Here is a 23,842-nt window from a genome sequence, read left to right on the forward strand (position 1 = left end):
CTGTGGATTAAGTAGATATTTAAACTTGGTTGCGTGCATTTTATAATGCCGAGCATATTACTGCTGTAGAGAGAATGAAGCTGCTCAACAAAAACTTATTGTACTAAATTTCAGCTTGAACAAAGGCTTCCATCGGTGGCAGCTCTGCCAAAGAACGCAAGTTAAAATCATCTAAAAAATGCTTGGTCGTTGCATACAATGATGGACGCCCTGGCACCTCGCGCTGACCGACCACATCGATCCAATCGCGCTCTTGTAGCTGTCGCATGACGTTAGGGTTAACCGTGACACCACGAATCTCTTCGATATCACCACGCGTGACTGGCTGGCGGTAAGCAATAATTGCCAATGTTTCCATCACAGCGCGTGAGTATTTAGCCTGTTTTTCAGGGTTAAGCCGCATGAGATAAGTCGTATACTCCTCTCGTGCCTGAAATCGATATCCTGAAGCTACTTGCACCAAGGCCATGGTACGTTCAGCCCAATCCTGCCTTAACTCATCCAGCAACATGCGCAAGGTTGCCCGGTCCATACGCTCAGCAAACAAACGTAACAGATCATCTAAAGACAGCGGCTGATGTGAGGTGAGCAAGGCGACCTCAAGCACATTCTTCAATTCACGAATATTACTATGTTCACTCATCGTTGTTTATTTGTACGTAAATAGGTGAAAAAGCCTGCTGTTGTGTAATGCGTAACAAGCCCTCTCGTGCAAGCTCCAATATTGCCAAAAAACATACCACTAATTTCGGAATACCATCACTGGCCACATCAAACAACTGGGTAAATTCCAGCATGCGCTCAGATTTAAGGCGCCGCAGAATCAAGCTCATATGCTCACGTACAGAAAGCTCAGCGCGCCCTACTTTGTGATGCTGGAAATGATTAGCCCGTTTCAGGACATTACGCCATGCCTCTGTAAGGTCATCCAAGCTGACTTCAGGTGGCTTTAGCTGACTAATATGCTGAAAATATGCACTAGCGACGTAGACACCATCTCCGACTTTAGGCATCTCATCGAGCCTCTGTGCTACAAGCTTAATCGCCTCATACTCCATCAGGCGCCTTACCAACTCAGCACGCGGGTCATCCTCTTCCACGATTTCGGTAGGCTTGGGCAATAACATGCGTGATTTAATCTCTATCAGCATTGCAGACATCAGCAAATAGTCACCAGCCAGCTCTAACTTGATGGCACGCATTTTATCCACATACACCATGTATTGGCGAGTTAGATCTGCCATCGGAATATCAAGAATATCTAAATTGTGCTTGCGGATTAAATACAGCAGTAAATCTAAAGGCCCTTCAAAGGCTTCTAAGTACACCTCTAATGCATCGGGCGGAATATACAGATCCTTGGGCAGGGTCGTAAATCCCTCACCCTTGATTTTTGCATTGAGTGGGGTGTCTATCAAAATGGGATATCTATCAAAACAGTATGCGCTAGTTGTAATTCAAACCCATGGCATCACGCACATCGCGCATAGTTTCACGCGCAAGCTTTCTAGCACGCTCACAACCATCGGCAACGATATTCTTCACTAATGTCGGGTCTTCAGCATATTCTGCAGCGCGCTCTTGAATTGGCTTCAACTCTTTCAACACGCCCTCAATCACAGGGCCTTTGCATTCGATACAACCAATGCTCGCGCCTTTGCAACCGGCTTGTACCCAATCTTGGGTAGACTTGTCCGAGTAAATTTCATGCAATTGCCAAACCGGACATTTTGCAGGGTCACCCGGGTCTGTACGGCGAATACGTGCAGGGTCAGTCGGCATGGTTTTGATTTTCTTAGCAACGCTATCGACATCTTCACGCAATGAAATCGTGTTGTTGTACGATTTAGACATTTTTTGGCCATCTAAACCCGGCATTTTTGATGCAGGCGTTAACTTGTAGTCGGGCTCAATCAAAATCATCTTGCCGCCGCCTTCAAGGTAGCCCAGCAGGCGTTCTTTATCGCCCATGCTCATGCCCTGCTGCTCTTGAATCATCGCGCGCGCTGTTTCCAACGCCTCTTCGTCACCGCTTTGTTGATAAGCGGTACGCATTTCCTGATACAGCGAACCACGCTTGCTACCTAGCTTTTTAATAGCGGCTTCTGCTTTTTCTTCAAAGCCTTTTTCTTTGCCATAAATATGGTTAAAGCGACGTGCAATCTCGCGTGTAAATTCAATATGCGGGATCTGGTCTTCACCCACAGGTACTTGTGTTGCCTTGTAGATTAAGATATCGGCACTTTGCAGTAATGGATATCCTAAAAAGCCATAGGTTGATAAATCTTTGCTTGATAGCTTTTCTTGCTGGTCTTTATAGGTAGGTACGCGCTCCAACCAGCTCAAAGGGGTAATCATCGAGAGCAATGTATGCAACTCGGCATGCTCAGGCACACGAGATTGAATAAAGATAGTCGCACTTGCTGGGTCCACCCCTGCCGCTAACCAGTCAATCACCATTTCCCACACGCTTTCTTCAATCACTTCCGGCGTATCGTAGTGCGTAGTTAACGCATGCCAATCGGCAACAAAAAACAAACATTCATGCTCATGCTGCAAGCGTATCCAGTTTTTCAACACACCGTTGTAGTGCCCCAAATGCAGATTGCCTGTAGGGCGCATGCCCGATAAAACGCGTTCTATTGCCATGTGATGAAAAACCCTAAATTAAATATGTGCTTATTATACTAACTATGCCTGCAAAACCAATCATGCAAAACCTACAAAATACTCACCAATAAGCCATTTACAATAGCAATTAATGGTTTCAGTATATCCCCGAGCACCCCAGTAAATAAGAGTACGATCAAAATAACAAAACCATACGGTTCAATGTTAGCGAGCGGTCGCGCAAAACGATACGGAAGTAAGCTTACCGCAATTCTGCCACCATCTAATGGCGGTAATGGTAGTAAATTAAGCACCATGAGGATGACATTAATCGCAACGCCCGCTTTTGCCATCAACGCTAAAGGGTAAGCAAAGGCTTCTGGCGCAAACACAGAATACTTAAGCACTAATACCCAAAACACAGCCATCACAAAATTTGAAGCGGGTCCTGCTGCTGCAACCCAAAGCATGTCTTTTTTAGGATGACGTAGTCGACCAAAATCAACGGGAACAGGTTTTGCCCAACCGAATAAAATACCGCCCAACATAATGGTGAGTGCAGGTAGCAAAATCGTACCGAAAGGATCGATATGTTTAATCGGATTAAGCGTAATTCGCCCAGCATTAAACGCGGTCATATCCCCGAAATATTTTGCCACGTAGCCATGTGCGGCTTCATGCACCGTGATTGCAAAAATCACTGGTAACGCGTAAATCGCTATTTTTTGTATGATCGTTAATTCCATTAATTACTCTATTTATTAATCAGGTATTTATCAACGCAATCAATCGGGTTTCGTCATTTAGCTAAAACCCAAATTAATCAACTTTAAAAAGAAAAAGGGCTTAGGTCACCTAAGCCTTCACGAATCAGCACAGGATTTTCTCCTGTCAAATCAATCACGGTCGTTGCACCCGCTTCACAATGCTCAACTTCAATCACTAAGTCCACGACATGCTCCAGACGCTCACGAATCTCCCACGGCACCATCATCGACACATCCTCGTCATTTGGCAAACTTAACGTCATGCTAAGCATCGGTGTATCGATCGCTTCTAGCAAAGCCTGCACAACAGGATGCTGTGGTACACGTATACCTATTGTACTGCGCTTGGGATGTTGCAATTTACGCGGCACTTCCCGCGTGGCATTTAAAATAAAGGTATAAGCACCCGGCGTATTTGCTTTAAGCAAGCGAAATTGACTATTGCTGACTACCGCGTAATTACCTAACTCACTTAAGCTTCGACACATTAAAGTAAAGAAATGTTTATCATCTACCGCACGAATCTGACGTATACGCATTTGAGTATCCGCGTGCCCTAGCATACACCCCAGCGCATAGCCAGAATCTGTGGGATAAACAATCACCCCACCTTTACGCAAAATTTCGGCAGTTTGTGCAATTAAACGAGACTGAGGATTACTCAGGTTGATATTAAAAAATTGCGACATGTATCCCTATTTTCTATCGGTCTATACTTTACGATAACTTAACATTTGGCACATCTGTCACACTAGAGGAATCCTGAATAGATAAATCCTGAAGATTAGCCCAATCCTGCCACACAGGAACACATCCACTTGGCAAGGCTGGCAAACGCCCCATTTCCATAAAACTAATGCCTTTGCCATGGTAATCGGAACCTTGCGATGCTTTCAAACCAAACAACTGCGCATATTTTGCATATTCAACATACTGGGCTGCAGTGTGGCTACCAGTCACCACCTCAATGGCCGAGCCGCCGAGCGCTCTGAACTCTTCAAGCAACAATAACATATTAGTTCGGCGTATATCATAGCGCCCAGGATGGGCCAACACTGCAACACCGCCAGCGTTTACAATCAAGCTAACCGCTGACTCTAAATCCATCCATTGATGGTCCACAAAACCAGGCTTACCTTTTACCAGATATTTTTTAAATACGGACTTGGGATCTTTAGCGTATTGATGCTCCACCAAAAAGCGTGCAAAATGCATACGTGTCAGTATGCTTTGTTTGGCATAAGCGGAGGCCCCTTCAAAACTACCATGGATGCCAGATTTCTCTAAACCTGCCGCCATTTGTTTTGCCCGATCCAGCCTACTTTGACGCACTGCAGCCAAACCCGTCTTTAGCGCTTCATTGTCCACATCGACATTTAAACCAACGATATGCAATGTGCGTTTTTTCCATGTCACGGAAATCTCCACACCGTTAATCAGCTGGATACCATGCAAGTGAGCAGCTTGCCGCGCCTCAGACAAACCGCTAATGTCATCATGATCAGTCAACGCCAGCACACTAACGCCATGCTCAGCAGCATGTGCAACTAGCTCAGTTGGAGAAAATAGACCATCAGAAATATTGGAGTGCGAATGTAAATCTATCATTAAACCATTGGTAATAAACGACTTGCGCCAGCTCAACCCCTAAGAAAACACCCGATACTAAATGACTTATCAAGTATTTCAACCAATTAAAATTACGCCTTGCAGACGAGTAACTATAATAGCAAAATAGCACATTACGCTAAAGTATTGTTTTTAGATTTGTTTTAGCATCCGAGCATCCTAAGTTTTTCTATACAAAGAGTGAATATGAAGTTTCTGTTTGATTTATTTCCCGTTATTTTGTTTTTTGTTGCTTTCAAGTTTTTCGGCATTTTCACTGCAACGGCAGTGGCAATCGTCGCAACACTTGCACAGATTATCTATGTCAAAATCAAACATGGTGTTGTTGAAAAAATGCTATTACTCAGCGGTGTCATCATCACTGTGTTCGGCGGCGCTACTTTACTGCTTAAAGACCCGACGTTTATTCAATGGAAGCCAAGCATTTTGTACTGGCTATTCGCAGCGGGTCTGCTTGCATCTCAATTTATCTTTAATAAAAATCCGATGCGTAGCCTAATGGAAAAGCAAGTTAAATTACCAGACAATGTCTGGTCTGCCCTGAACATTGCTTGGGCGCTACTGTTCACAGCACTTGGTTTTATTAACCTTTATGTGGCATTTAATTACTCACAAGATACATGGGTAAACTTTAAGCTTTTCGGCATTACTGGCATCATGTTCGGCTTTATTATTGTGCAAACCATCATGATCAGTAAATATCTACCAAAAGAAGACAACTCAATAGAGGACAACAAAGGAGATGCTGAATAATGTGGTATGCCATCATTGCAGAAGACACCCCCAATAGCTTAGAAAAACGTTTAGCCGCAAGACCAGAACATCTAGGCAGGCTACAGGCACTACAAAATGCAGGTCGCCTGCTACTCGCGGGCCCTTTTCCTAGTATCGACAGCAACGACCCAGGCCCAGCAGGGTTCTCAGGCAGTTTAATCGTTGCTGAATTCACTAGCCTTGAAGAAGCAACCACCTGGGCAAATAACGACCCATTTGTGGCCGTTGGTGTTTATGGCCTAGTAACAGTGAAACCTTTTAGAAAAACACTACCCTAAGTATCTACATTCAGTATTTAGTTATTCACCATATTTAAGTTATCTACTTTAAGTTTCTACCATGATTGATGAAATCAAAACTCGCCTACAAACGTTGGCACCTACTTCTCTGGATTTAATTGACGAAAGTGCGCAGCACGCAGGCCACAAAGGCAATGGCGGCGGTGGTCACTATAAACTCAATATCACAAGCTCGCATTTTTGTGGCAAATCACAGATAATGCGTCATCGCCTTGTTTATCAGGCGCTCGCTGACTTGATGCCTCACAAAATTCATGCGCTAAGTATTCACGCAATTGCAACAGATGAAGTTTAAAATACGTGACAAATTTGTTAACTAAATTTAATACTCTAAAATTTAATACTTAAGGATTCTTTACTAATGAAATTCACCCAAACATTAATTGCCATTGCTATTTTATCAATGACACCATCAGCTTTCGCCGCTGATGCAGTAGCAACAGTGAATGGCAAGCAAGTGAAACAATCTCTTTACGATGTGATCGTAAAAGACGTGACTGCAAATGGCCAAAAAATTGATGCAAATACCAAAGCAGCGATCATTGATGAACTTGTGAGTTCTGAGCTTGTATACCAAGAAGCACAAAGACTCGGTCTAGACAAACAAGCTGACTTTGTTGCACGCGAAGAACTGGCTAGCCGTAAATTGCTTACCAGCGTGTTCTTACAAGACTATGTTAAAAAACACCCAATCTCAGATGCAGATACAAAAGCTGCCTACGAGAAATACAAAACAGCTTATGGCGACAAAGAATATAGCGCTCGTCATATTCTAGTGAAAACAGAAGCTGAAGCTAAAGACATCATTGCTCAACTTGGTAAAGGCGGCGACTTTGCAAAAATCGCAAAAGAAAAATCATTAGATCCAGGTTCTAAAGAAAAAGGCGGTGACTTAGGTTGGTTCTCACCAGCAACGATGGTTAAGCCATTTAGCGATGTTGTTGCTAACTTACAAAAAGGTGCTACTTCAAACAGCCCAGTGCAAACTCAATTTGGCTGGCATGTCATCAAACTGGTTGACAGCCGTGCGGCTCAACCACTTGCTTACGATAAACTAAAAGACGGTTTACAAAAAAACCTGCAACAACGTAACCTAGAAAAACTCATGGGCGATTTACGTGCTAAAGCTAAAGTAGATATTAGTAAATAAATTTAAGTTAGGCCTAAGGCTCCAGTAATGGAGCCTTTTTTCTTATCATAGGTCTCATAGGTCTTGGCTATTTTTAAGTGACGGCCTGCACTTTCGCTTAAATTATGCGATAATAAGAATTGTTATCATCTACAAAATGCATCATTCACACCATATGCAATTTTTATCAGAATTAAAAGCTGGTCAACAAGCGGTTATCTCAGCCATAGAGGCTGAAGAGTCTCTGTTTCATCGCCTCTCGGCATTGGGTTTTCGCGTTGGCAAGCCTTTAAGCATCATGCGTCGTGCTAGCTTCAACGGCCCGTTGCATGTGCGTCTTGGTACTACAGATGTCATTTTGCGTGTCACAGAAGCCGACCGCATTCAAATCAACGCAATATAAAGTTAAAAAATGAAGCGTATTGCGCTACTCGGCATGCCGAACACTGGAAAATCCACGCTATTTAATCGCATTAGCGGTGCTTCTGCACGCGTTGGCAATTGGCCTGGCATCACCGTTGATTTAATGAGCGCCAAAATACTGCTTGGTGGCAATATCGTAGAGCTGATTGATTTACCTGGCATTTATGATCTTCACGGCTTTTCAGAAGATGAACAAGTGGTTAGGCATTTCATCACAAACAATCCAGTCAACTTACTGGTTGTGTTGCTTAATAGCACACAAATTGATCGCCAGCTCTCACTGCTATTACAAATTAAAAAACTTGGCTTTCCAATTGTCCTTGCACTCAATATGGCAGACGAAGCAAAACGCGCTGGCATTACCATCAACACAGAAAGCTTAAGTCAAACCTTAGGTTTGCCGGTTATCCAGATCAGCGCAAAATATGGCGATGGCCTGCCAAAAGCATTAGAAGCAGCCACCTCCATTATCAACCAGCAAGATGCAACAACCAACCCTCAAAGTATCAGCTTGCTACTACAAGAAGACCATGACATTGAGCATGAAATGCATGAGCTCATTCAGCAGCATGTTCAAATTCCGGCGACACTTAACGACGATACTACCGACAAAATAGATAAAGTGTTATTGCATAAATGGTTGGGTTTGCCGCTATTTTTTGCTGCCATGTTTTTACTGTTCCAATTTATTTTTACGGTAGGCGCTCCCATACAAGATGGCCTAGCATGGCTATTAGATTTAATCCGCGCGGAGTTATTAGATCCTCTTTTTGCCAGCGCACCTAAGTGGCTTAGCGGTTTAATGTTAGATGGTGTCTATAATGGTGTAGCGACTGTTGCAGCATTTGTGCCTATCATTATTTTATTTTTCTTAATGATGTCCATGGTAGAAGACAGCGGCTACTTATCACGCGCAGCCTTTCTCATGGATGCAATCATGGCAAAAATGGGCCTAGATGGACGTGGCTTTGTCATGATGCTCATGGGCTTTGGGTGTAATGTGCCAGCTATCATGGGTACCCGAATTATGCGCTCACGCAGCATGCGTTTACTCACTATGCTCGTGATACCGCTATCATTGTGCTCGGCTAGAATGCAAGTATTCATCTTCATGATTGCCGCACTGTTTAGCCCAAGCCACGCACCATTAGTATTATTCTCGTTATACGTGATGAGTTTTTTCACCATGTTCTTAACCGCAGTTTTATTCCAAAAGCAGTATCAGAATACAGAGCCTTTTATTTTAGAACTACCGCCTTATCGTTTCCCAACACCTCGCCAGATTGTGCTACGTGGTTGGCATGAGGTAAAACACTTCTTGAACAGAGCAAGTAAGTTCATCGTATTTGGTGTTGTGCTTGTGTGGTTGCTAACTAACTTCCCGAGCAATGTAGCACCAGCAAGCGTAGAGACGTACGCAGGACAAATCGGTGTATTTTTCGCGCCAATGCTCGACCCTATCGGCATTAATCATGAGCTTGCTATTGCGCTGATCTTTGGCTTTGTTGCTAAAGAAATTGTGGTGGGTGCGCTTGCTGTAATTTACGGCCTGCAAGGCGATGCGCTCATGGCGCAGATGGCAACGCAAATCGACTGGGTGCAAGCCATGAGCTTTATGCTATTCACCTTGATTTACACGCCGTGCCTATCTACGATTGCCACGATTAAAAATGAATCCAAAAGCACTGCTTTTATGTGGCTATCCATCATTTGGTCTTTAGGTCTCGCGTGGATTATCAGCTTTGCTTTCTACCAAAGCGCACGCTTACTTGGATACTAAAGTTGCTACACTCTCAATTAGTCGTTAACTTAATGACTAATTGAGCAACCACCACCCCACAAAACATAGCTCCCGTGACAACATAGCTTTACAATGTGGCATTAGCACCTCACTTAGCCTAGCCTTGAGCCGCATTGAATTGTGACAAAATCATCCAATATCGTTAAATCTCCAAAAGTTGCCATCGTCGGCGGTGGTCCTGCTGGCCTAATGGCAGCAGAAACCTTAAGCCTCGCAGGCATCCATGTAGACTTATATGACGCCATGCCCACGGTAGGGCGTAAATTTCTGATGGCAGGCAAAGGTGGTATGAATATCACCCATTCGGAAGCTTTAACACCATTTCTATCACGTTATGGTGCCCGTCATGCACACATTGCCCCGCTCCTTAATGTCATGAGCCCACAAGCATTACGTGAGTGGATACATGCGCTTGGCATTGATACTTTTGTGGGCTCTTCTGGGCGTGTTTTTCCAACGGACATGAAAGCCGCACCATTATTACGTGCCTGGTTACATCGCTTACGTGAAGCTGGTGTTAACTTTCATATGCGTCACCGCTGGACAGGCTGGGATAATCGCAAACTAACATTTAGCACACCAGATGGAGAGCTCACTTCTGAAGCTGATGCAATAGTGTTCGCTTTAGGTGGCGGCAGTTGGGCGCGTTTAGGCTCAGATGGCGCTTGGGTCAATTTATTTAGTCACCATGGCATATCTGTATCTCCATTAAAGCCCGCCAATTGTGGCTTCAATACCAATTGGAGTGAACACTTCAGTACTCGCTTTGCTGGATCACCACTGAAGACTATCGCTATATCTATCATAGATGAGCATGCCCTAACACAACGTAAACATGGTGAATGCATGATTACGGCAAATGGCATAGAAGGTAGTTTAATTTATGCGCTCTCTGCAAACATTCGTAACACAATAGATACCGGTGGCGAGGCAACCATTCATGTAGACCTATTGCCTGATCGATCATTAGAACAGGTGCTTGCTGACGTTACCCACCCTAGAGGCTCTCGCTCACTATCGAGCCACCTCCAAAGTAGGCTTGGCATCAAAGGCATTAAAGCCGCTTTATTAAGAGAGTTACTCTCTGCTCAAGATTATATGAACCCTGTTAAGCTAGGTAACGCAATTAAAACGCTTCCACTCAAATTAACCTCAACACGCCCGATTGACGAAGCGATTAGTAGCGCAGGTGGTGTTAATTTTGAATGCTTAAATGAACGACTGATGATAAAAGCATTACCCGGTGTATTCTGTGCTGGAGAAATGCTGGATTGGGAAGCACCCACTGGCGGATACTTACTGACGGCGTGCTTTGCGTCTGGCCGTAGCGCAGGCTTAGGCGTAATAGATTGGTTAAAAGCTAACGCTTAACCCAGTACAATCTTTACAGATTGCAATTATGTTCTAAACATAAAATAAACAGCCCCCATCAAACAAAGCCCTGCCCATAAAAAATCAAGCTTCATTGGCTGTTGCATATAAAAGACTGCAAATGGAACAAATACGCTTAGAGTAATCACCTCTTGCAATATTTTAAGCTGTGCGAGCGACATCACAGTAAAGCCAATACGATTTGCTGGCACTTGAAATAAATACTCCAATAGCGCAATGCCCCAACTAACGAGCGCAGCAATCATCCAAGGTTTATTATTAAGATTTTTTAAATGGGCATACCATGCAAACGTCATAAACACGTTAGAGATGGTAAGTAATAGGATTGTTTTAAAAATGACGGGCATAAACTCTCTGTGTTTAGATTGTAGCCCAACACAGCGGGGCATGTTTACTCATGATGATGCAGAATCGCATCGCTAAGCTTCCATGCCCAATCAACAACTAAACTGCAGCTTCGCCTGTTTCACCAGTTCTGATCCGTACCACTTGCTCTACGCTACTGACGAAAATCTTGCCATCGCCAATTTTACCTGTATGCGCAGCATTAATAATAGCATCCACAGCAGGCTCAACAATGGCATCAGCAACCACTAGCTCTAGTTTAATTTTAGGTAAGAAATCAACGACATACTCAGCACCACGGTATAGTTCTGTATGCCCTTTTTGGCGACCAAAGCCCTTTACCTCTGTCACTGTTAAGCCATTCACACCAATTTCAGAAAGCGCTTCACGCACTTCATCTAACTTAAATGGCTTAATAATCGCTTCAATTTTTTTCATACCGGCAAACTCCTGAAAATGTTTAGTTTCTGTGATTGTATTAATTTATTATTTTAAATGCTCTTGCTTTAAATGCCTAAGACTGTTCAGCATGACAGTCACTACCGACTTCACTTAGGAACTGTGCTTAGGGTTTTCACTTAAGCTAACTTGCTTAGTTTAATCTAGTTTTCCAATATTCGCTTAGCTTCGCTGTAATGGGATAACGTCGGTCCTTACCAAAACCTTTGTCTGTGATGCGCACACCAACGGGTGATTGCCTGCGCTTATACTCATTCCGATCAATCATGGCAATCACACGATTAACATCTTCAATCGGGTAACCTAATGCCACAATGTCTGTGCGAGACAAATCGTCCTCAACATAAGCTTCAATAATGGCATCTAACACATCGTATGGCGGCAGGCTATCTTGGTCAACCTGATTAGCCCTTAACTCGGCAGATGGCGGGCGTGTGATAATGCGTTCAGGAATAACCCTTGAAAGCTGGTTGCGATACGCACATAGCTGATACACCAACGTTTTAGGCACGTCTTTCAGTAGTGCAAAACCACCGGCCATGTCGCCATACAAAGTACAGTAACCCACAGCCATTTCACTCTTGTTACCCGTGGTAACGACAATGCTGCCAAATTTATTTGATATTGCCATCAACAACATCCCACGGATACGTGCTTGTAGATTCTCTTCCGTCGCGTCGAATGGCATATCCCCGAACTGTGGTGACAATGCGGTTAGATACTTGTCGTATAAAGGTTTAATTGCAATCTCGCTATATTCAATGCCAACAATTTCAGCCATCTCACGCGCATCATTCACACTGATATCAGCGGTAAACTCCGATGGCATCATCACAGCATGTACTTTATCAGCACCAATAGCATCTACCGCCAATGCTAAGGTTAAGGCAGAGTCCACGCCACCAGATAACCCAATCACGACACCAGGAAAACCATTCTTATTGACGTAATCAGCAAGCCCTAGTTTTAATGCATGATAGACAGTCGCCTCAAGTGGTAAATTTCGCGTCACTTGCCCATATATTGGCTGAGCATGATCAAAATGAACGATTTCTAACTGAGACTCAAATGCAGGTAATTCGCACATGAGGTCGCCTTGTGCATTTAATACAAAAGAAGCACCGTCAAATACTAGCTCATCCTGCCCACCAACCATGTTGACATAGACAACGGGTAAATTATTCTCGACAGCGCGTTGCTTTAACACCTCAAACCGAGTGTTCTGCTTCTTCATGTGATACGGTGAGCCATTCATGGCAATTAACAACTCTGCGCCAGCCATTTTTGCAAGCAATGCGGGTTTTGGTTCCCACACATCCGCGCAAATCAGCACACCCACCTTAACCCCGCAGTGATTAAACACTAACGCTTCAGACCCAGATGTAAAATAGCGTTTTTCATCAAACACACCGTAATTAGGTAAAGCCTGTTTATGGTAAGTGGCAACAATACGGCCGCCCTCCAATACCGAGGCGGCATTAAAACACAGTTCGCCTTTTTGATGCGGATGCCCAACAATCACAGTAATATCAGGCAGTTGCTTGGCTAGTGCAAGCAGTGCATCTTCACACGCCAGCAAGAAATCTGGTCGTAATAACAAATCTTCAGGAGAGTAGCCACATAGGGAAAGCTCTGGGGTTACCACTAAGGTTGCGCCCTGCTCTTTAGCCAAGGTGGCATTGGTAACGATTTTTTTCGCATTGCCAGCCAAATCTCCGACAATACAATTGATTTGCGCGATTGCAATTTTCATTGATATTTTATTGATAAATAGCTACTTTAAATTGAGAGAAACAATATAGTTAATACGCTTAATAACTACCGCCGGCGTCTTTAATCAACTTGATTATTTCTGTGTGCTGCCCTTTAAGTGCATAAACTAAAGCGGTTAATCCATATTGATCTTTAGCTTTGACTTTTGCCTTATGCTCGAGCAACAACTTAACCATTTCAGCATCTCCGTTATCTACAGCAATATGTAGCAAAGGTGTGCCTTCTGAATCTAGATTATTCACATTAGCGCCAGCGTCAACCAACACGCGGACGACCTCAATTTTCTTCTTTTTCACAGCCCAAGTGAGCGCTGTCCATTTTGATGAGTCTTTTTGATTAACCTGTGCACCGCGCTTCAGTAAAAAACCCACGACTGGTGCATGTCCCTCACGCGCAGCAATCATCATTGCAGTCACCCCAAAGCTATCTTGCTTATGTAAATCAACTTTGTTATCGACCAATACTTTAACCGTTTCAACATCACCACTTTTGGCAGCATGCATCAGCACGGTCTTGCCATCATCGCTTTTAATGTTGACATCAGCGCCATGCTTTACAAGCAATGCAACTGTTTCTGCATACCCAGATGAAGCAGCAAGGCCAAATGCACTCCAGCCAGCACCGTCTCTGGCAGAAGAGTCAGCACCTAGCTCTAATAACTTTTTAACACTCGCTACATGATTCTTTTTCGCTGCAAACATTAAAGCGGTCCAAGCATCATTATCTTTAGCGTTAATGTCTGCACCTTTGGCCACAAGCGCAGCAACCACATCAGCATTATCTTTACGAGCTGCATACATTAAAGCGCTAATACCTTCATCATCTTTAATGTTAGGGTTAGCACCACTTGCCAACATTGCATTGACCGTTGCTACATCACCTTTAGAAGCTGCCGTGAGCAGATAAGCGACATCCTCTGCAGCATGTGCCAGCGAAGCTGACATCAGCGCTGCTAGCAGCAAGGTAAATAAACGTATGGCCAAAGTTTGCATAGGTTTCACTCAGTTATCGCTCTCTAAATCAAAGATTTTTCTGACGCATCGCAGCAAGAACAGCCTCACCCAAGCCCGCAGGTGAACTCGCAACGACTGCACCCGCTATTTCCAATGCACGAATCTTATCTGACGCTTTACCGCTACCGCCAGAAATAATCGCACCCGCATGCCCCATGCGCTTACCGGCAGGTGCAGTTTGGCCTGCAATATAAGCGGCAACAGGTTTGCTCACATTACTTTTAATGAATTCAGCAGCGGCCTCTTCGTCTGAGCCACCGATTTCACCCACCATAATAATGGCTTCAGTTTCAGCATCCGCTTCAAACATTTCTAGACACTCAATAAAGTTAAGCCCCTTGATTGGGTCGCCACCGATACCCACACAAGTGCTTTGGCCTAGATTCAATGCCGTGGTTTGATGCACCGCCTCATAGGTTAGCGTACCTGAGCGAGAGACCACGCCCACTTTTCCGCGCAAGTGAATACTACCCGGCATAATGCCGATTTTGCATTCATCCGGTGTAATCACACCTGGGCAATTTGGTCCGATTAAACGCGTGCCATTGGCTTTCAATGCTGCCTTTACATTCAGCATATCTAAAACAGGGATACCTTCAGTAATACAGATAATCAGCTCAATGCCTGCATCGCTAGCTTCTAAGATAGAATCTGCGGCGAACGCTGGCGGCACATAAATAACACTGGCATTTGCACCTGTTGTGCGCACAGCATCACGCATGGTGTTAAATACAGGCAAGCCTAAATGCAGTTGACCGCCTTTACCCGGAGTAACACCACCCACCATTTTCGTGCCATAAGCCAGCGCTTGTTCTGAGTGGAAAGTGCCCTGTTTACCAGTAAAACCTTGGCATAACACTTTAGTATTTTTATTGACTAAGATGCTCATGCTACCACCGCCTTTACTGCTTGCTGTGCTGCATCCGTTAGACCTTCAGCCGAAATAATATTAAGCCCGCTTGTTTGTAACATTTTTTTACCTAAATCCACATTCGTACCTTCTAAACGCACAATCACAGGAATCTGCATACCGACTTCACGTACTGCAGTAATAATGCCTTCTGCGATGATATCGCAACGCATAATACCGCCGAAAATATTGACTAAAATTGCTTTCACGTTGCTGTCTGCCAAAATAATTTTAAACGCTTTAGCTACGGTTTCTGCCGTTGCGCCACCACCCACGTCTAAAAAGTTGGCAGGCATGCCTCCGTGCAACTTAATCAAATCCATAGTCGCCATAGCAAGGCCAGCACCGTTCACCATGCAGCCAATATTACCGTTAAGCGCGATATAGTTTAAACCTGCATGATGCGCAACCGCTTCTTTACTGTCTTCCTGGCTCCAGTCACGTTGCTCGGCTAAGGCTTTTTGACGATACAAGGCATTGTCATCCACGCTCATTTTGCAATCTAGTGCAAAAAGTTTGCCGTCAGTAGTCACCACTAATGGATTAATTTCCAGCAAGGCCAAATCATTATCTTTAAACAAGCGGTATAAGCCTTTTAACAATTTAGTAAAAGCGCCTATTTGATCACCACTTAAATCAAGCTTGAAGGCTAAATTGCGCGCTTGAAAATCCACTAAACCATTCAGTGGATCGCAGACTTCTTGCAGGATTTTATCTGGGCTAGTCTGTGCAATTTCTTCAATATCCATGCCACCAGCGACAGATGCCACCACCACGATACGCTCTAAAGTTCTATCCACGAGCATAGACAAATACAGTTCACGAGCAATAGGTAATGTTTCTTCAACCAACACCTGATTCACAGGCTGACCGTCAGGTGCATTTTGATAAGTAACTAGCGTCTTGCCTAATAACTCACTCGCGACACTTTGCGCCTCAGCAGCAGATTTCACCACTTTCACGCCACCTGCTTTACCGCGACCACCAGCGTGCACTTGCGCTTTAACTACCCAACCGTCACTAGCGATTTCGGTAGTAACGCCTACCGTTTCTTTCGCAACCGCAACAACTTGACCGCGAGGCACTGGAATACCATATTTTTGAAGTAACGTTTTAGCTTGATACTCATGCAAATTCATAAAAATAGCTCTATTTAAAGGTTATGCACATTTTCTCGCAATTCAGAGAAATGCGCTAGCAAAGTAATGTAAGTTGATGCCATTAATGAAGTGGATAGTCGAGTGTATAATAAAACTTTACGTTCAGATTGTTTACTTATGCGTTTAGTTGTTCAAGGCAAGGCCATTACTTTTGCACATTTAGCTCATATTCACCAACTCTGTGCCTCTAGCGTGCAATTTGTTCAAATCGCGCAACATGGCTACTACCTAGCTAACCAATCTGAAATAAACTCTGCAGTGCAGCAGTTTTGTGCGGACCAAAAAATCGACTGCGCCTATGTAGAGAACAATCAATTTATTCAGAATTTTGGTTTATGTGTGATGGACATGGACTCCACACTCATCAGTATTGAATGTATCGACGAAATTGCCGATATGGTCGGCTTAAAACCACAAGTGGCAGCCATTACAGAACGTGCCATGCAAGGTGAGTTAGATTTTGCACAAAGCCTACGCGAGCGTGTGGCCTTACTGAAAGGCTTGCAAGAGTCAGACCTGATGCGTGTGCTGAACGAACGCCTGCAACTTAACCCAGGCGCGCAACAATGGATAGATACCTGTAAAGCTAACAACATCACGACGTTGTTGGTTTCTGGCGGCTTTAACTTTTTCGCTGACCGTGTAAAAGCTATGCTCGGGCTAGATTATGCCGTGGCAAATACCTTAGAAATCATTGATGGCAAACTAACAGGTAAGATTCTAGGTGATATTGTTGACGCACAAACTAAAGCAGATGAGTTAGTGAAACTGCGTGACCGTTTAGGCTTGAACACATCGCAAACCATTGCGATTGGTGATGGCGCGAACGACCTAAAAATGATGTCAGTTGCCGGTGTAGGTGTTGCGTACCATGCAAAACCAGTGGTGCAAGCACAAGCAAGTTATGCGCTTAATTTCGTTGGGTTGGATGGCGTTATCAACTTATTTGCAAGCTAATTCCAATTCTAAATCATTCGTGTCGTTGTTGCCTTTGGCTCGCCGTGCCACAGCACTGTCTTCGCCTCGTCGCCTAGACACGAATGATTTATAAATGGATAAGGCATTACAGCAGTGCCAGCTCTGCTTCGGTAAATCCAGCTTTGCGTCTAGCCTCTAAATTGAATGGCTTGCGTAAGGTTGGCGCGCTATACCGCTGGGCCAGTTCTGCATAAGCTGAGATTGGCTCAAGCCCACGTTGAACACATAACCAATTAAACCAAGTATTGCCTATCAGCACATGCCCGATTTCATCGCGCAGGATAATATCTAAAATAGCTGCAACCTCGGTATCGCCGACTTGTGCAAATTTATTACGTAATGCAGGGCTAGCATCTAGCCCACGCGCTTCCATGGTACGTGGAACCAGTGCCATTCTTGCCAGCACATCTCCCTTAGTTCGATCCGTCATTTCCCACAAGCTGTTATGCCCATTGAAATCGCCATATTGGTAGCCTATGGTTTGCAAATGCGCATTGAGCATACCAAAATGATAAGCTTCCTCGGCCGCCACTTTTAGCCAATCAGCGTAATATTCCCTCGGCATATCAGCAAACCGCCAAATGGCATCAAGCGCTAAATTAATCGCATTAAACTCAATATGCGCCAATGCATGAATCAGCGCGGCACGCCCCTCAACCGTACGCATAGAGCGTTTACCTACGTCTAATGGTGAAACCAAAGTAGGTTTTTCAGGAAGACCTGGTATCGCTTGTGTGGAAGCCAACGCTAGTGCAGTATCAAGTTGCAATGACTCTGACTGCCACGACTGGTAAAGCGCTGACACTTTTTCAACTTTATGATTAAGGCCGCATTCTGCTAAGCAATTCAATGCTTGTTGCCTTAACTCTTGCATCTATTTATTCCGTTCTTCAAAACTTGTTACCTTTATGCATACGATTGATTAGAAAATTCCAATCACACATTCTTATTTCTTTTTTAATTACGCTTAGTTACGCCATGGCGCAGGTGAATGTCCTCATGGATTAAGTGGAATAAAGTCCAACTCGCCAGCTTTCATGTCCGGCACTAACAGATACCGCTCATCCTTTGTGATTGCAATGTCTGCAGCAGACTGATACCCAGACTTCACCAAAGCAACATCACCCATCATATTCACACTAAACACTTTGCCGTTTTTCCAGTCACTCACATACATAATGCCACTGGAGTGATGCACAACACCATCACCACCACTGACACCCTCCGCAAGATCAGATAGCGCACCTGTTGATGTGTTTAAGCTGTACAACACGCCAGATGTAAAATCCACATAAATCAAATTGTTACCAGTATCGTCCGCAAGCAAGCCATTGGGTGCTTTAACTCGAGCATCTTGTGTGTCTTTAATTAACAGCTTAAGCTCACCACTCGGTGCAATTTTATAAATAGCACCACCTTTACCCGTATTAAATAGGTCACCGCTATCACTCACATACAAGTTCCCTTGCAAGTCTGCCTCTAAATCATTTAAGAAACTTGGCATATTAGGAAATGCCGTGGCAGGGACAAACACACTGACCTGCCCTTTTGGTGTAATTTTAAGCACTTTGGTTTTATCTGCCACATACAGATCATCACCAATAATGGCCAAGCCTTTAGGGTCATCTAATCCACTCGCAAAAACAGCAACGCTACCATCGTTATTCACAACAGTGATTTGGCCATCACCATCTTTACCAAACTCGTTAATTTCCGAGATAAAAATCCTGCCATCTTTCGCCTGAACTACAGACTCTGGCGTTTTTAAGCCTGTAATTTTTTTTGATGCATACGTCATCTGCTTTGTAGTTTGGCATCCAACCACTAAGGCACCTACTATCATCAATGCACTGAGTTTGATATATTTTTCCAACATGATTGCCTCTACTAAAAGTGTTGTTTGATTATTGAGTTTGGTGAGCGCTCGGACACCCTTGAGCAAGACCTATAAAGTCATCGAATAAGCCCTAAAATGACATTGCTCTAATTTTTTTCGTCGGGAATAAGGTCACCATGCCACAAGGCGTGCTATCGGTCGAACTAGATTGAGTTTGGCTACCCATACGCGCTTGTAAAGTAGTATCAGCTTGCATTTTAGCCACCAAATCCGCAACAGCCATTGCGTAGGCTTTTTCTATAGAAGCGTCTGTCTGCATACTTAAAAAACCGTGCACTTGAGATTTACCTACATATTCACCCAGATGCTCACCTACGCCTCTATACACATCGGCAGTCACTTCCCCATAAAACAACTGTACCTGTGGGTTATAAAACAATTTAGGTTGCAACCAAACTAAGGCTTTACCAGACTGATTGATCTCACACATGCCTACATCACCGTATGCATCAGTGAGTTTGGTCATAGCAACTTTTTCAACAATAGGGCCTTGATACAACCAATAATCATGGTATGGATGCCAAAGTTTGATTGGATTTGTATAATCCACTGGCTGAATATACATCAACAGTTTAGATGAGGACTTACTATCAACTTCCGTAGCCGCGTATGCGTTAACACTGGCACCAATTGCTAACAAGGCGATTAATTTAATTACATTTATTTTCATTCAGCTTCCCTACTTAATTTTATAACTAATACGATAAATAATATTGGCTTTATCATCAGACACATAAAGCGCACCATCAGCACCTACGGCAACATCAACAGGTCTACCCCAAGCCTGCTGGTTTTGTAACCAACCCGTTACAAAATCTTCCAGCTCAACCGGTTCATTGGCCTTGAATTTTACCCTGACTAACTGATAGCCTGCCGGCTGTTTACGGTTCCATGACCCATGTAACGCCACAATCGCATCGGCTTTATAGGCTGACGGCCAATTAGTTTTATCTAAAAAGCTAATGCCTATTGGTGTTGTATGTGCCTTAAAACTCACCGCAGGTGCTTGTGTGGTTTCACAAAACCCAGCAGATCCCTTGAAATTAGGATCTTCAACCTGCGTACCAATTGCCTTGCTACCACCCCAGCAATGCGGCCAACCATAATGCTTGCCTGCTTCAATCTTGTTTAAATGTTCTGGCGGCAACTCATCATTCACAGCGCCGCCAAGTGTATTGCTTCGGTTATCAGCGCCATTATTAGTGGCATACATCGCAGCTGTGACAGGATGCCATGCAAACCCTTGTGAGTTACGTAAACCACGTGCAAATATCGCAGACTGCTGATGTCGCCCTAAGGTTACTAATGCACCCGCAGGCTTCCCTTCTATTGTATATCTGAGAATTGTTGCGCGCATAGGTTCATTTTCTATGCATACATTACAACTGGATCCCACATTGATGTACAAAAAGCCATCAGGGCCTAATTTAACATTCTTGAGCGTATGTCCACCGGTAGGCAGGTTTGCGATAAATGCTTGTGGTGTAGACCAGCGCCCTTGTGTTTGGCTGACTTTAACCACACCATCTTGATTCGCAATCAGTAATGCATCGCCGACAAAAGCAATCCCTTGTGGTGCATTTAAATCCTGAGCGACGGTAACCACCTCATCCGCAACCCCATCACGATTATCATCAGGCAACATCACAACACGATGGCCACCAACAGCAGTCACATAAAGGTTACCTTTTGCATCAACGGCCATCATTCTAGGGCTAGATAAGTGCTCACCATTTTTGGTGTTCATGTCTGCAAACACTTCAATTTTGAAGCCTGCAGGAAGTTGAATATCAGCTAATCCATTAGCAGAAGCAGACTGCATAACGAACAGCCCCAAACCCGCTATTAGCCCTATGTGATTTTTTGATTTAGACATGAAAAGTTTCAAAACGTGATGCATTTTAATGGCCTTTGCCCTAACAATGCTTTATTAACAAAACCAAGATTACCAGAACCGATGATTGGCAAAATCCAAGTCAGGGACTATGGCATACCTAAGTTATGCCATACCTAAGTTAAGTCAATATATCTGACCATATATTGTGTGCCCAAGCTTTGGCATATGCACCCTCTTTATCAGACGGTGCCAATGAGACGCCGCCACCGTCAGCAGACACCATGATTTTTTTTGCAGCATCGTATCGATAAACATTGGCCACATGCATAGCTTGCTTATCATCGACAAAACTATAACAAGTGTTCGCAAACACCGGTGCGGGGTCAGGCGCCCTGCCCTGCATCAACTCAACAATCGCGCTAGCACATACACGTGCCTGCGAAGTTGCCATATGCGCAGACTTTGGCAAGCCAGACGCAACACTATCACCGATTACATGCACATTGGGCACTTTTTCAGATTCATAACTTAAAAAATCAACCTCGCACCATGGATAATCTGATTCAAGTAAGTTTGCCATTTGCGCAGGCTTGCCAGCGCGCTGAGGGGGAATAACATTCAACACATCAGCCTTAATCTGTTCAAACTCAGTACTTACTGTTTTAGTGCGCACATCAACGGAGACAACAGCACTATCGTGGCGATAGTCAATCATGCCTGTGTAAGTATTGGCCCAAACTTTAGTAAAGAGCCCTTTTTTAGACACAATTTCAGCATTAGCGTCCAGTACAATAATCTTACTGTTTGGCTTATGGTTTTTTAGATAATGAGCCACTTGGCAAACACGTTCATATGGGCCGGGTGGGCAACGATATGGCGCTTTAGGAATCGTCATCACAAACACACCACCATCAGGCATCGCTTCAAGCTGTTGCCGTAAATAAACCGTTTGCCAACCAGCTTTCCATGCATGCGGAATCTGCTTCTGTGCTTCAGCCGTTTGCAACTGAGGCAAGCTGTCATAGATAAAATCTACACCCGGGGCAACAATCAAACGGTCATAAGTAATATCGCCACGCTGCATGGTCACTTTTTTGGCATCCGTGTTGATGGCAATCACACTATCTTGCACCCACTGAATCCCATGACTCTTTTTCAGCAAATCATAGCTAAAGGTCAAGTCGTTAATCTGCTGACTGCCGCCTAACACCAAGTTACTTAATGGACACGATATGAACTGAGGGGATCGTTCAATTACCACCACCTCGATACTACCCATGCTCCACATACGAATATATTTAGCTGCACTCGTGCCTGCATAGCCCCCACCAATGACCACCACGCGCCCGATTGGCGGCTTCTTACCCATGGCGCTTGCGTATGGAGCAAACGATAGTGCACCCAGCGCTGCGGCTGTCTTAATAAAATCACGGCGATTAAAACCAGTGAAGCTATTCATAGGGAAGCTACTCATCTTGCACCGCCTTAAGCGTTTGTGTTTTTGGCATGTAGCGCTTTACTTTTTTCTGATGCGAAAAATAATCTGCCAACTGATTGATTTCTTCTAGACTCAAGCCACTGGCATGTCGATGCATTACCGTCGCTGGCCGCGCGCCGCTACGAAAATCAGTGAGTCGCTGAACAATATAAGCCTTCTCCAACCCAGCAAGTGTAGTGGCATCAAACTCTGCATTGAGTGTCACAGCATTACCCTGCGTGCCATGACATGCGGCACAAGACGCTGCTAACGTTCGGGTATGTAATGCATGGTCTACATAAACAAAATCCTCAGCTGCTTTGCCCTGACTAGGCAAAATAACTGAGGATACAAGGATAAGATTTAGAAGGAATCTGTTCATGGGGTCTTAATCAATTGAGAAGCTCCACTACATATTATTAAGTTATCATTAATATTGAAACGATTAAATCTAAGATTGTAATTCTGTATTCATTTAATCTAGTGCTGCAATTAAACCACAACACTAGATTACAGCATCAAGTTAAGGCAATTAGAAACATTTTTCTTCTAAGCAGCCATCATCTTTAACGCCAAGTGAAGTTAACAACTCTACCATTTTAGTGTTGCCCTCATCACGTACTGCTCGAACGATAGAAACATCTGCACGCATTTTAATATTAATATCAGCGCCTTTAGCTGCTAAATATTTGACCACATCATTATAGCCACCAAATGCTGCCATATGAAAAGCTGTATTTTTGCTGATTGGGTGTTGATAATCCAACTCCGCACCGCGCTCAACTAACAACTGAACCACTTTAACCTGACCTTTAGTCGCTGCAATTTGCAATGCAGACCAACCAAAGAACTTGTCATTGGCTTTTGCATCGCCATCTAAATATTTCTTAACTAACTTAACGTCACCATCACGCAACGCTTCGGTGTAACGCATATGGTCATCATCAGTCAATTGCGCCATTGATGCCGAAGGAAAGATAAAAGTAAAACTAAAGGCTAATGCTAAAACAAGTGTTCTAAAAAAATTCATGCTGCTTTTCTCCAAAATCATTTATTAAAATTTATTTCTGTCGCTATCAAAACAGTACTTATTAAAACGATTACTTTTAAAGCTTACTTAAAGCCAAATATTAACCAAGCTTTAGCTAACAAAACGCCTTAGATAATAA

The 23,842-nt window shown here is 43.9% G+C and carries 27 protein-coding genes; 8 read left to right on the forward strand and 19 right to left on the reverse strand.

Translation table 11 applies throughout. From position 1 onward, the window contains the following. Positions 1–103 precede the first annotated feature (103 nt). The 6 genes from scpB to FG24_RS00775 all read right to left on the reverse strand — a co-directional run bounded on the left by scpB (position 104) and on the right by FG24_RS00775 (position 4,985). Positions 104–643 (reverse strand): SMC-Scp complex subunit ScpB, encoded by a 540-nt coding sequence (gene scpB, locus FG24_RS00750; RefSeq protein WP_036299960.1) that lies wholly within the window; start codon positions 641–643, stop codon positions 104–106. Further along, positions 636–1,418 carry a segregation and condensation protein A gene (locus tag FG24_RS00755; protein ID WP_200876858.1) on the reverse strand — a complete coding sequence of 261 codons (783 nt, stop codon included), beginning with the start codon at positions 1,416–1,418 and terminating at the stop codon, positions 636–638. The genes scpB and FG24_RS00755 overlap by 8 nt, the downstream gene beginning before the upstream one ends. Before the next feature lie 28 nt (positions 1,419–1,446). After that, a complete protein-coding gene (locus tag FG24_RS00760; protein ID WP_036299963.1) occupies positions 1,447–2,649 on the reverse strand; it encodes a tryptophan--tRNA ligase in 1,203 nt (400 codons plus the stop codon). 71 nt (positions 2,650–2,720) lie between these two features. Continuing rightward, positions 2,721–3,356, reverse strand: coding sequence for a site-2 protease family protein (locus FG24_RS00765; RefSeq protein ID WP_036299965.1), 636 nt, complete (start codon positions 3,354–3,356; stop codon positions 2,721–2,723). 83 nt (positions 3,357–3,439) lie between these two features. Further along, positions 3,440–4,066: an L-threonylcarbamoyladenylate synthase gene (locus FG24_RS00770; RefSeq protein ID WP_036299967.1), complete on the reverse strand. Its 627-nt coding sequence runs from the start codon at positions 4,064–4,066 to the stop codon at positions 3,440–3,442. A gap of 28 nt (positions 4,067–4,094) precedes the next feature. Beyond that, positions 4,095–4,985 (reverse strand): 3',5'-nucleoside bisphosphate phosphatase, encoded by an 891-nt coding sequence (locus FG24_RS00775; RefSeq protein ID WP_036299969.1) that lies wholly within the window; start codon positions 4,983–4,985, stop codon positions 4,095–4,097. A gap of 207 nt (positions 4,986–5,192) precedes the next feature. Here FG24_RS00775 and FG24_RS00780 point away from each other — a divergent pair, with 207 nt between their 5' ends. The 7 genes from FG24_RS00780 to FG24_RS00810 all read left to right on the forward strand — a co-directional run bounded on the left by FG24_RS00780 (position 5,193) and on the right by FG24_RS00810 (position 10,803). Further along, a complete protein-coding gene (locus FG24_RS00780; RefSeq protein WP_036299971.1) occupies positions 5,193–5,759 on the forward strand; it encodes a septation protein A in 567 nt (188 codons plus the stop codon). Further along, positions 5,759–6,058 carry a YciI family protein gene (locus FG24_RS00785; protein ID WP_036299973.1) on the forward strand — a complete coding sequence of 100 codons (300 nt, stop codon included), beginning with the start codon at positions 5,759–5,761 and terminating at the stop codon, positions 6,056–6,058. The genes FG24_RS00780 and FG24_RS00785 overlap by 1 nt, the downstream gene beginning before the upstream one ends. 61 nt (positions 6,059–6,119) lie before the next feature. After that, positions 6,120–6,374: a BolA family protein gene (locus tag FG24_RS00790; protein ID WP_036299977.1), complete on the forward strand. Its 255-nt coding sequence runs from the start codon at positions 6,120–6,122 to the stop codon at positions 6,372–6,374. 66 nt (positions 6,375–6,440) lie between these two features. Then, the gene (locus FG24_RS00795) at positions 6,441–7,229 is read left to right on the forward strand and encodes a peptidylprolyl isomerase (RefSeq protein ID WP_036299979.1); all 789 of its coding nucleotides are present in this window, start codon (positions 6,441–6,443) and stop codon (positions 7,227–7,229) included. A 154-nt stretch (positions 7,230–7,383) separates the two neighbouring features. Further along, positions 7,384–7,611, forward strand: coding sequence for a FeoA family protein (locus FG24_RS00800; RefSeq protein ID WP_036299982.1), 228 nt, complete (start codon positions 7,384–7,386; stop codon positions 7,609–7,611). Between the two features lie 9 nt (positions 7,612–7,620). Next, complete coding sequence (feoB, locus tag FG24_RS00805; RefSeq protein ID WP_036299984.1) at positions 7,621–9,411, forward strand: ferrous iron transport protein B; 1,791 nt, start codon at positions 7,621–7,623, stop codon at positions 9,409–9,411. A gap of 141 nt (positions 9,412–9,552) precedes the next feature. Continuing rightward, positions 9,553–10,803 (forward strand): TIGR03862 family flavoprotein, encoded by a 1,251-nt coding sequence (locus FG24_RS00810; RefSeq protein ID WP_036299986.1) that lies wholly within the window; start codon positions 9,553–9,555, stop codon positions 10,801–10,803. Positions 10,804–10,829: 26 nt separating this feature from the next. Here FG24_RS00810 and FG24_RS00815 read toward each other — a convergent pair whose 3' ends face one another. The 6 genes from FG24_RS00815 to sucC all read right to left on the reverse strand — a co-directional run bounded on the left by FG24_RS00815 (position 10,830) and on the right by sucC (position 16,463). Beyond that, positions 10,830–11,171: a DMT family protein gene (locus tag FG24_RS00815; RefSeq protein ID WP_036299988.1), complete on the reverse strand. Its 342-nt coding sequence runs from the start codon at positions 11,169–11,171 to the stop codon at positions 10,830–10,832. Positions 11,172–11,268: 97 nt separating this feature from the next. Beyond that, entirely contained in the window at positions 11,269–11,607 is a 339-nt protein-coding gene (locus FG24_RS00820) for a P-II family nitrogen regulator (protein WP_036299991.1), read from the reverse strand. A 154-nt stretch (positions 11,608–11,761) separates the two neighbouring features. Next, positions 11,762–13,381: an NAD+ synthase gene (locus FG24_RS00825; protein ID WP_036299993.1), complete on the reverse strand. Its 1,620-nt coding sequence runs from the start codon at positions 13,379–13,381 to the stop codon at positions 11,762–11,764. Between the two features lie 58 nt (positions 13,382–13,439). Then, positions 13,440–14,393 carry an ankyrin repeat domain-containing protein gene (locus tag FG24_RS00830; protein WP_036299995.1) on the reverse strand — a complete coding sequence of 318 codons (954 nt, stop codon included), beginning with the start codon at positions 14,391–14,393 and terminating at the stop codon, positions 13,440–13,442. Positions 14,394–14,421: 28 nt separating this feature from the next. Then, entirely contained in the window at positions 14,422–15,303 is an 882-nt protein-coding gene (gene sucD / locus FG24_RS00835) for a succinate--CoA ligase subunit alpha (RefSeq protein WP_036299997.1), read from the reverse strand. Beyond that, entirely contained in the window at positions 15,300–16,463 is a 1,164-nt protein-coding gene (gene sucC, locus FG24_RS00840) for an ADP-forming succinate--CoA ligase subunit beta (protein ID WP_036299999.1), read from the reverse strand. Before sucC ends, sucD begins: the two co-directional genes overlap by 4 nt. 138 nt (positions 16,464–16,601) lie before the next feature. On the opposite strand from sucC, the gene serB reads away from it, so the two are divergent. After that, the gene (gene serB, locus FG24_RS00845; protein ID WP_036303785.1) at positions 16,602–17,441 is read left to right on the forward strand and encodes a phosphoserine phosphatase SerB; all 840 of its coding nucleotides are present in this window, start codon (positions 16,602–16,604) and stop codon (positions 17,439–17,441) included. Positions 17,442–17,547: 106 nt separating this feature from the next. Here the strand turns inward: serB and FG24_RS00850 are convergent, their stop codons facing one another. The 7 genes from FG24_RS00850 to FG24_RS00880 form a co-directional block, all read right to left on the reverse strand. Then, positions 17,548–18,336 carry a ferritin-like domain-containing protein gene (locus tag FG24_RS00850; protein ID WP_036300001.1) on the reverse strand — a complete coding sequence of 263 codons (789 nt, stop codon included), beginning with the start codon at positions 18,334–18,336 and terminating at the stop codon, positions 17,548–17,550. Positions 18,337–18,459: 123 nt separating this feature from the next. Then, positions 18,460–19,338, reverse strand: a complete 879-nt coding sequence (locus FG24_RS00855; protein ID WP_088178447.1) for an SMP-30/gluconolactonase/LRE family protein — start codon at positions 19,336–19,338, stop codon at positions 18,460–18,462. A gap of 91 nt (positions 19,339–19,429) precedes the next feature. Further along, positions 19,430–20,029: a hypothetical protein gene (locus FG24_RS00860; RefSeq protein ID WP_036300003.1), complete on the reverse strand. Its 600-nt coding sequence runs from the start codon at positions 20,027–20,029 to the stop codon at positions 19,430–19,432. A 9-nt stretch (positions 20,030–20,038) separates the two neighbouring features. Beyond that, positions 20,039–21,235 (reverse strand): PQQ-dependent sugar dehydrogenase, encoded by a 1,197-nt coding sequence (locus FG24_RS00865; RefSeq protein ID WP_036303789.1) that lies wholly within the window; start codon positions 21,233–21,235, stop codon positions 20,039–20,041. 139 nt (positions 21,236–21,374) lie between these two features. Then, the gene (locus FG24_RS00870; protein WP_036303791.1) at positions 21,375–22,655 is read right to left on the reverse strand and encodes an NAD(P)/FAD-dependent oxidoreductase; all 1,281 of its coding nucleotides are present in this window, start codon (positions 22,653–22,655) and stop codon (positions 21,375–21,377) included. 7 nt (positions 22,656–22,662) lie between these two features. Further along, the gene (locus FG24_RS00875) at positions 22,663–23,055 is read right to left on the reverse strand and encodes a c-type cytochrome (RefSeq protein WP_036300005.1); all 393 of its coding nucleotides are present in this window, start codon (positions 23,053–23,055) and stop codon (positions 22,663–22,665) included. A gap of 150 nt (positions 23,056–23,205) precedes the next feature. Further along, entirely contained in the window at positions 23,206–23,703 is a 498-nt protein-coding gene (locus tag FG24_RS00880) for an ankyrin repeat domain-containing protein (protein WP_036300007.1), read from the reverse strand. Positions 23,704–23,842: the final 139 nt, after the last annotated feature.

It is taken from the genome of Methylotenera sp. L2L1 (assembly GCF_000744605.1).
Taxonomy (GTDB): domain Bacteria; phylum Pseudomonadota; class Gammaproteobacteria; order Burkholderiales; family Methylophilaceae; genus Methylotenera.

Coding starts and splice junctions, on each gene's coding strand:
- FG24_RS00800 (WP_036299982.1), top strand. CDS start 7,384: ATGCAATTTTTATCAGAATTAAAAGCTGGTCAACAAGCGGTTATCTCA.
- sucC (WP_036299999.1), bottom strand. CDS start 16,463: ATGAATTTGCATGAGTATCAAGCTAAAACGTTACTTCAAAAATATGGT.
- scpB (WP_036299960.1), bottom strand. CDS start 643: ATGAGTGAACATAGTAATATTCGTGAATTGAAGAATGTGCTTGAGGTC.
- FG24_RS00765 (WP_036299965.1), bottom strand. CDS start 3,356: ATGGAATTAACGATCATACAAAAAATAGCGATTTACGCGTTACCAGTG.
- FG24_RS00790 (WP_036299977.1), top strand. CDS start 6,120: ATGATTGATGAAATCAAAACTCGCCTACAAACGTTGGCACCTACTTCT.
- FG24_RS00855 (WP_088178447.1), bottom strand. CDS start 19,338: ATGTTGGAAAAATATATCAAACTCAGTGCATTGATGATAGTAGGTGCC.
- FG24_RS00860 (WP_036300003.1), bottom strand. CDS start 20,029: ATGAAAATAAATGTAATTAAATTAATCGCCTTGTTAGCAATTGGTGCC.
- FG24_RS00770 (WP_036299967.1), bottom strand. CDS start 4,066: ATGTCGCAATTTTTTAATATCAACCTGAGTAATCCTCAGTCTCGTTTA.
- FG24_RS00850 (WP_036300001.1), bottom strand. CDS start 18,336: ATGCAAGAGTTAAGGCAACAAGCATTGAATTGCTTAGCAGAATGCGGC.
- FG24_RS00795 (WP_036299979.1), top strand. CDS start 6,441: ATGAAATTCACCCAAACATTAATTGCCATTGCTATTTTATCAATGACA.
- FG24_RS00780 (WP_036299971.1), top strand. CDS start 5,193: ATGAAGTTTCTGTTTGATTTATTTCCCGTTATTTTGTTTTTTGTTGCT.
- FG24_RS00875 (WP_036300005.1), bottom strand. CDS start 23,055: ATGAACAGATTCCTTCTAAATCTTATCCTTGTATCCTCAGTTATTTTG.
- FG24_RS00880 (WP_036300007.1), bottom strand. CDS start 23,703: ATGAATTTTTTTAGAACACTTGTTTTAGCATTAGCCTTTAGTTTTACT.
- FG24_RS00760 (WP_036299963.1), bottom strand. CDS start 2,649: ATGGCAATAGAACGCGTTTTATCGGGCATGCGCCCTACAGGCAATCTG.
- FG24_RS00775 (WP_036299969.1), bottom strand. CDS start 4,985: ATGATAGATTTACATTCGCACTCCAATATTTCTGATGGTCTATTTTCT.
- FG24_RS00865 (WP_036303789.1), bottom strand. CDS start 21,235: ATGTCTAAATCAAAAAATCACATAGGGCTAATAGCGGGTTTGGGGCTG.
- FG24_RS00830 (WP_036299995.1), bottom strand. CDS start 14,393: ATGCAAACTTTGGCCATACGTTTATTTACCTTGCTGCTAGCAGCGCTG.
- FG24_RS00785 (WP_036299973.1), top strand. CDS start 5,759: ATGTGGTATGCCATCATTGCAGAAGACACCCCCAATAGCTTAGAAAAA.
- serB (WP_036303785.1), top strand. CDS start 16,602: ATGCGTTTAGTTGTTCAAGGCAAGGCCATTACTTTTGCACATTTAGCT.
- FG24_RS00870 (WP_036303791.1), bottom strand. CDS start 22,655: ATGAATAGCTTCACTGGTTTTAATCGCCGTGATTTTATTAAGACAGCC.
- FG24_RS00820 (WP_036299991.1), bottom strand. CDS start 11,607: ATGAAAAAAATTGAAGCGATTATTAAGCCATTTAAGTTAGATGAAGTG.
- sucD (WP_036299997.1), bottom strand. CDS start 15,303: ATGAGCATCTTAGTCAATAAAAATACTAAAGTGTTATGCCAAGGTTTT.
- FG24_RS00815 (WP_036299988.1), bottom strand. CDS start 11,171: ATGCCCGTCATTTTTAAAACAATCCTATTACTTACCATCTCTAACGTG.
- feoB (WP_036299984.1), top strand. CDS start 7,621: ATGAAGCGTATTGCGCTACTCGGCATGCCGAACACTGGAAAATCCACG.
- FG24_RS00825 (WP_036299993.1), bottom strand. CDS start 13,381: ATGAAAATTGCAATCGCGCAAATCAATTGTATTGTCGGAGATTTGGCT.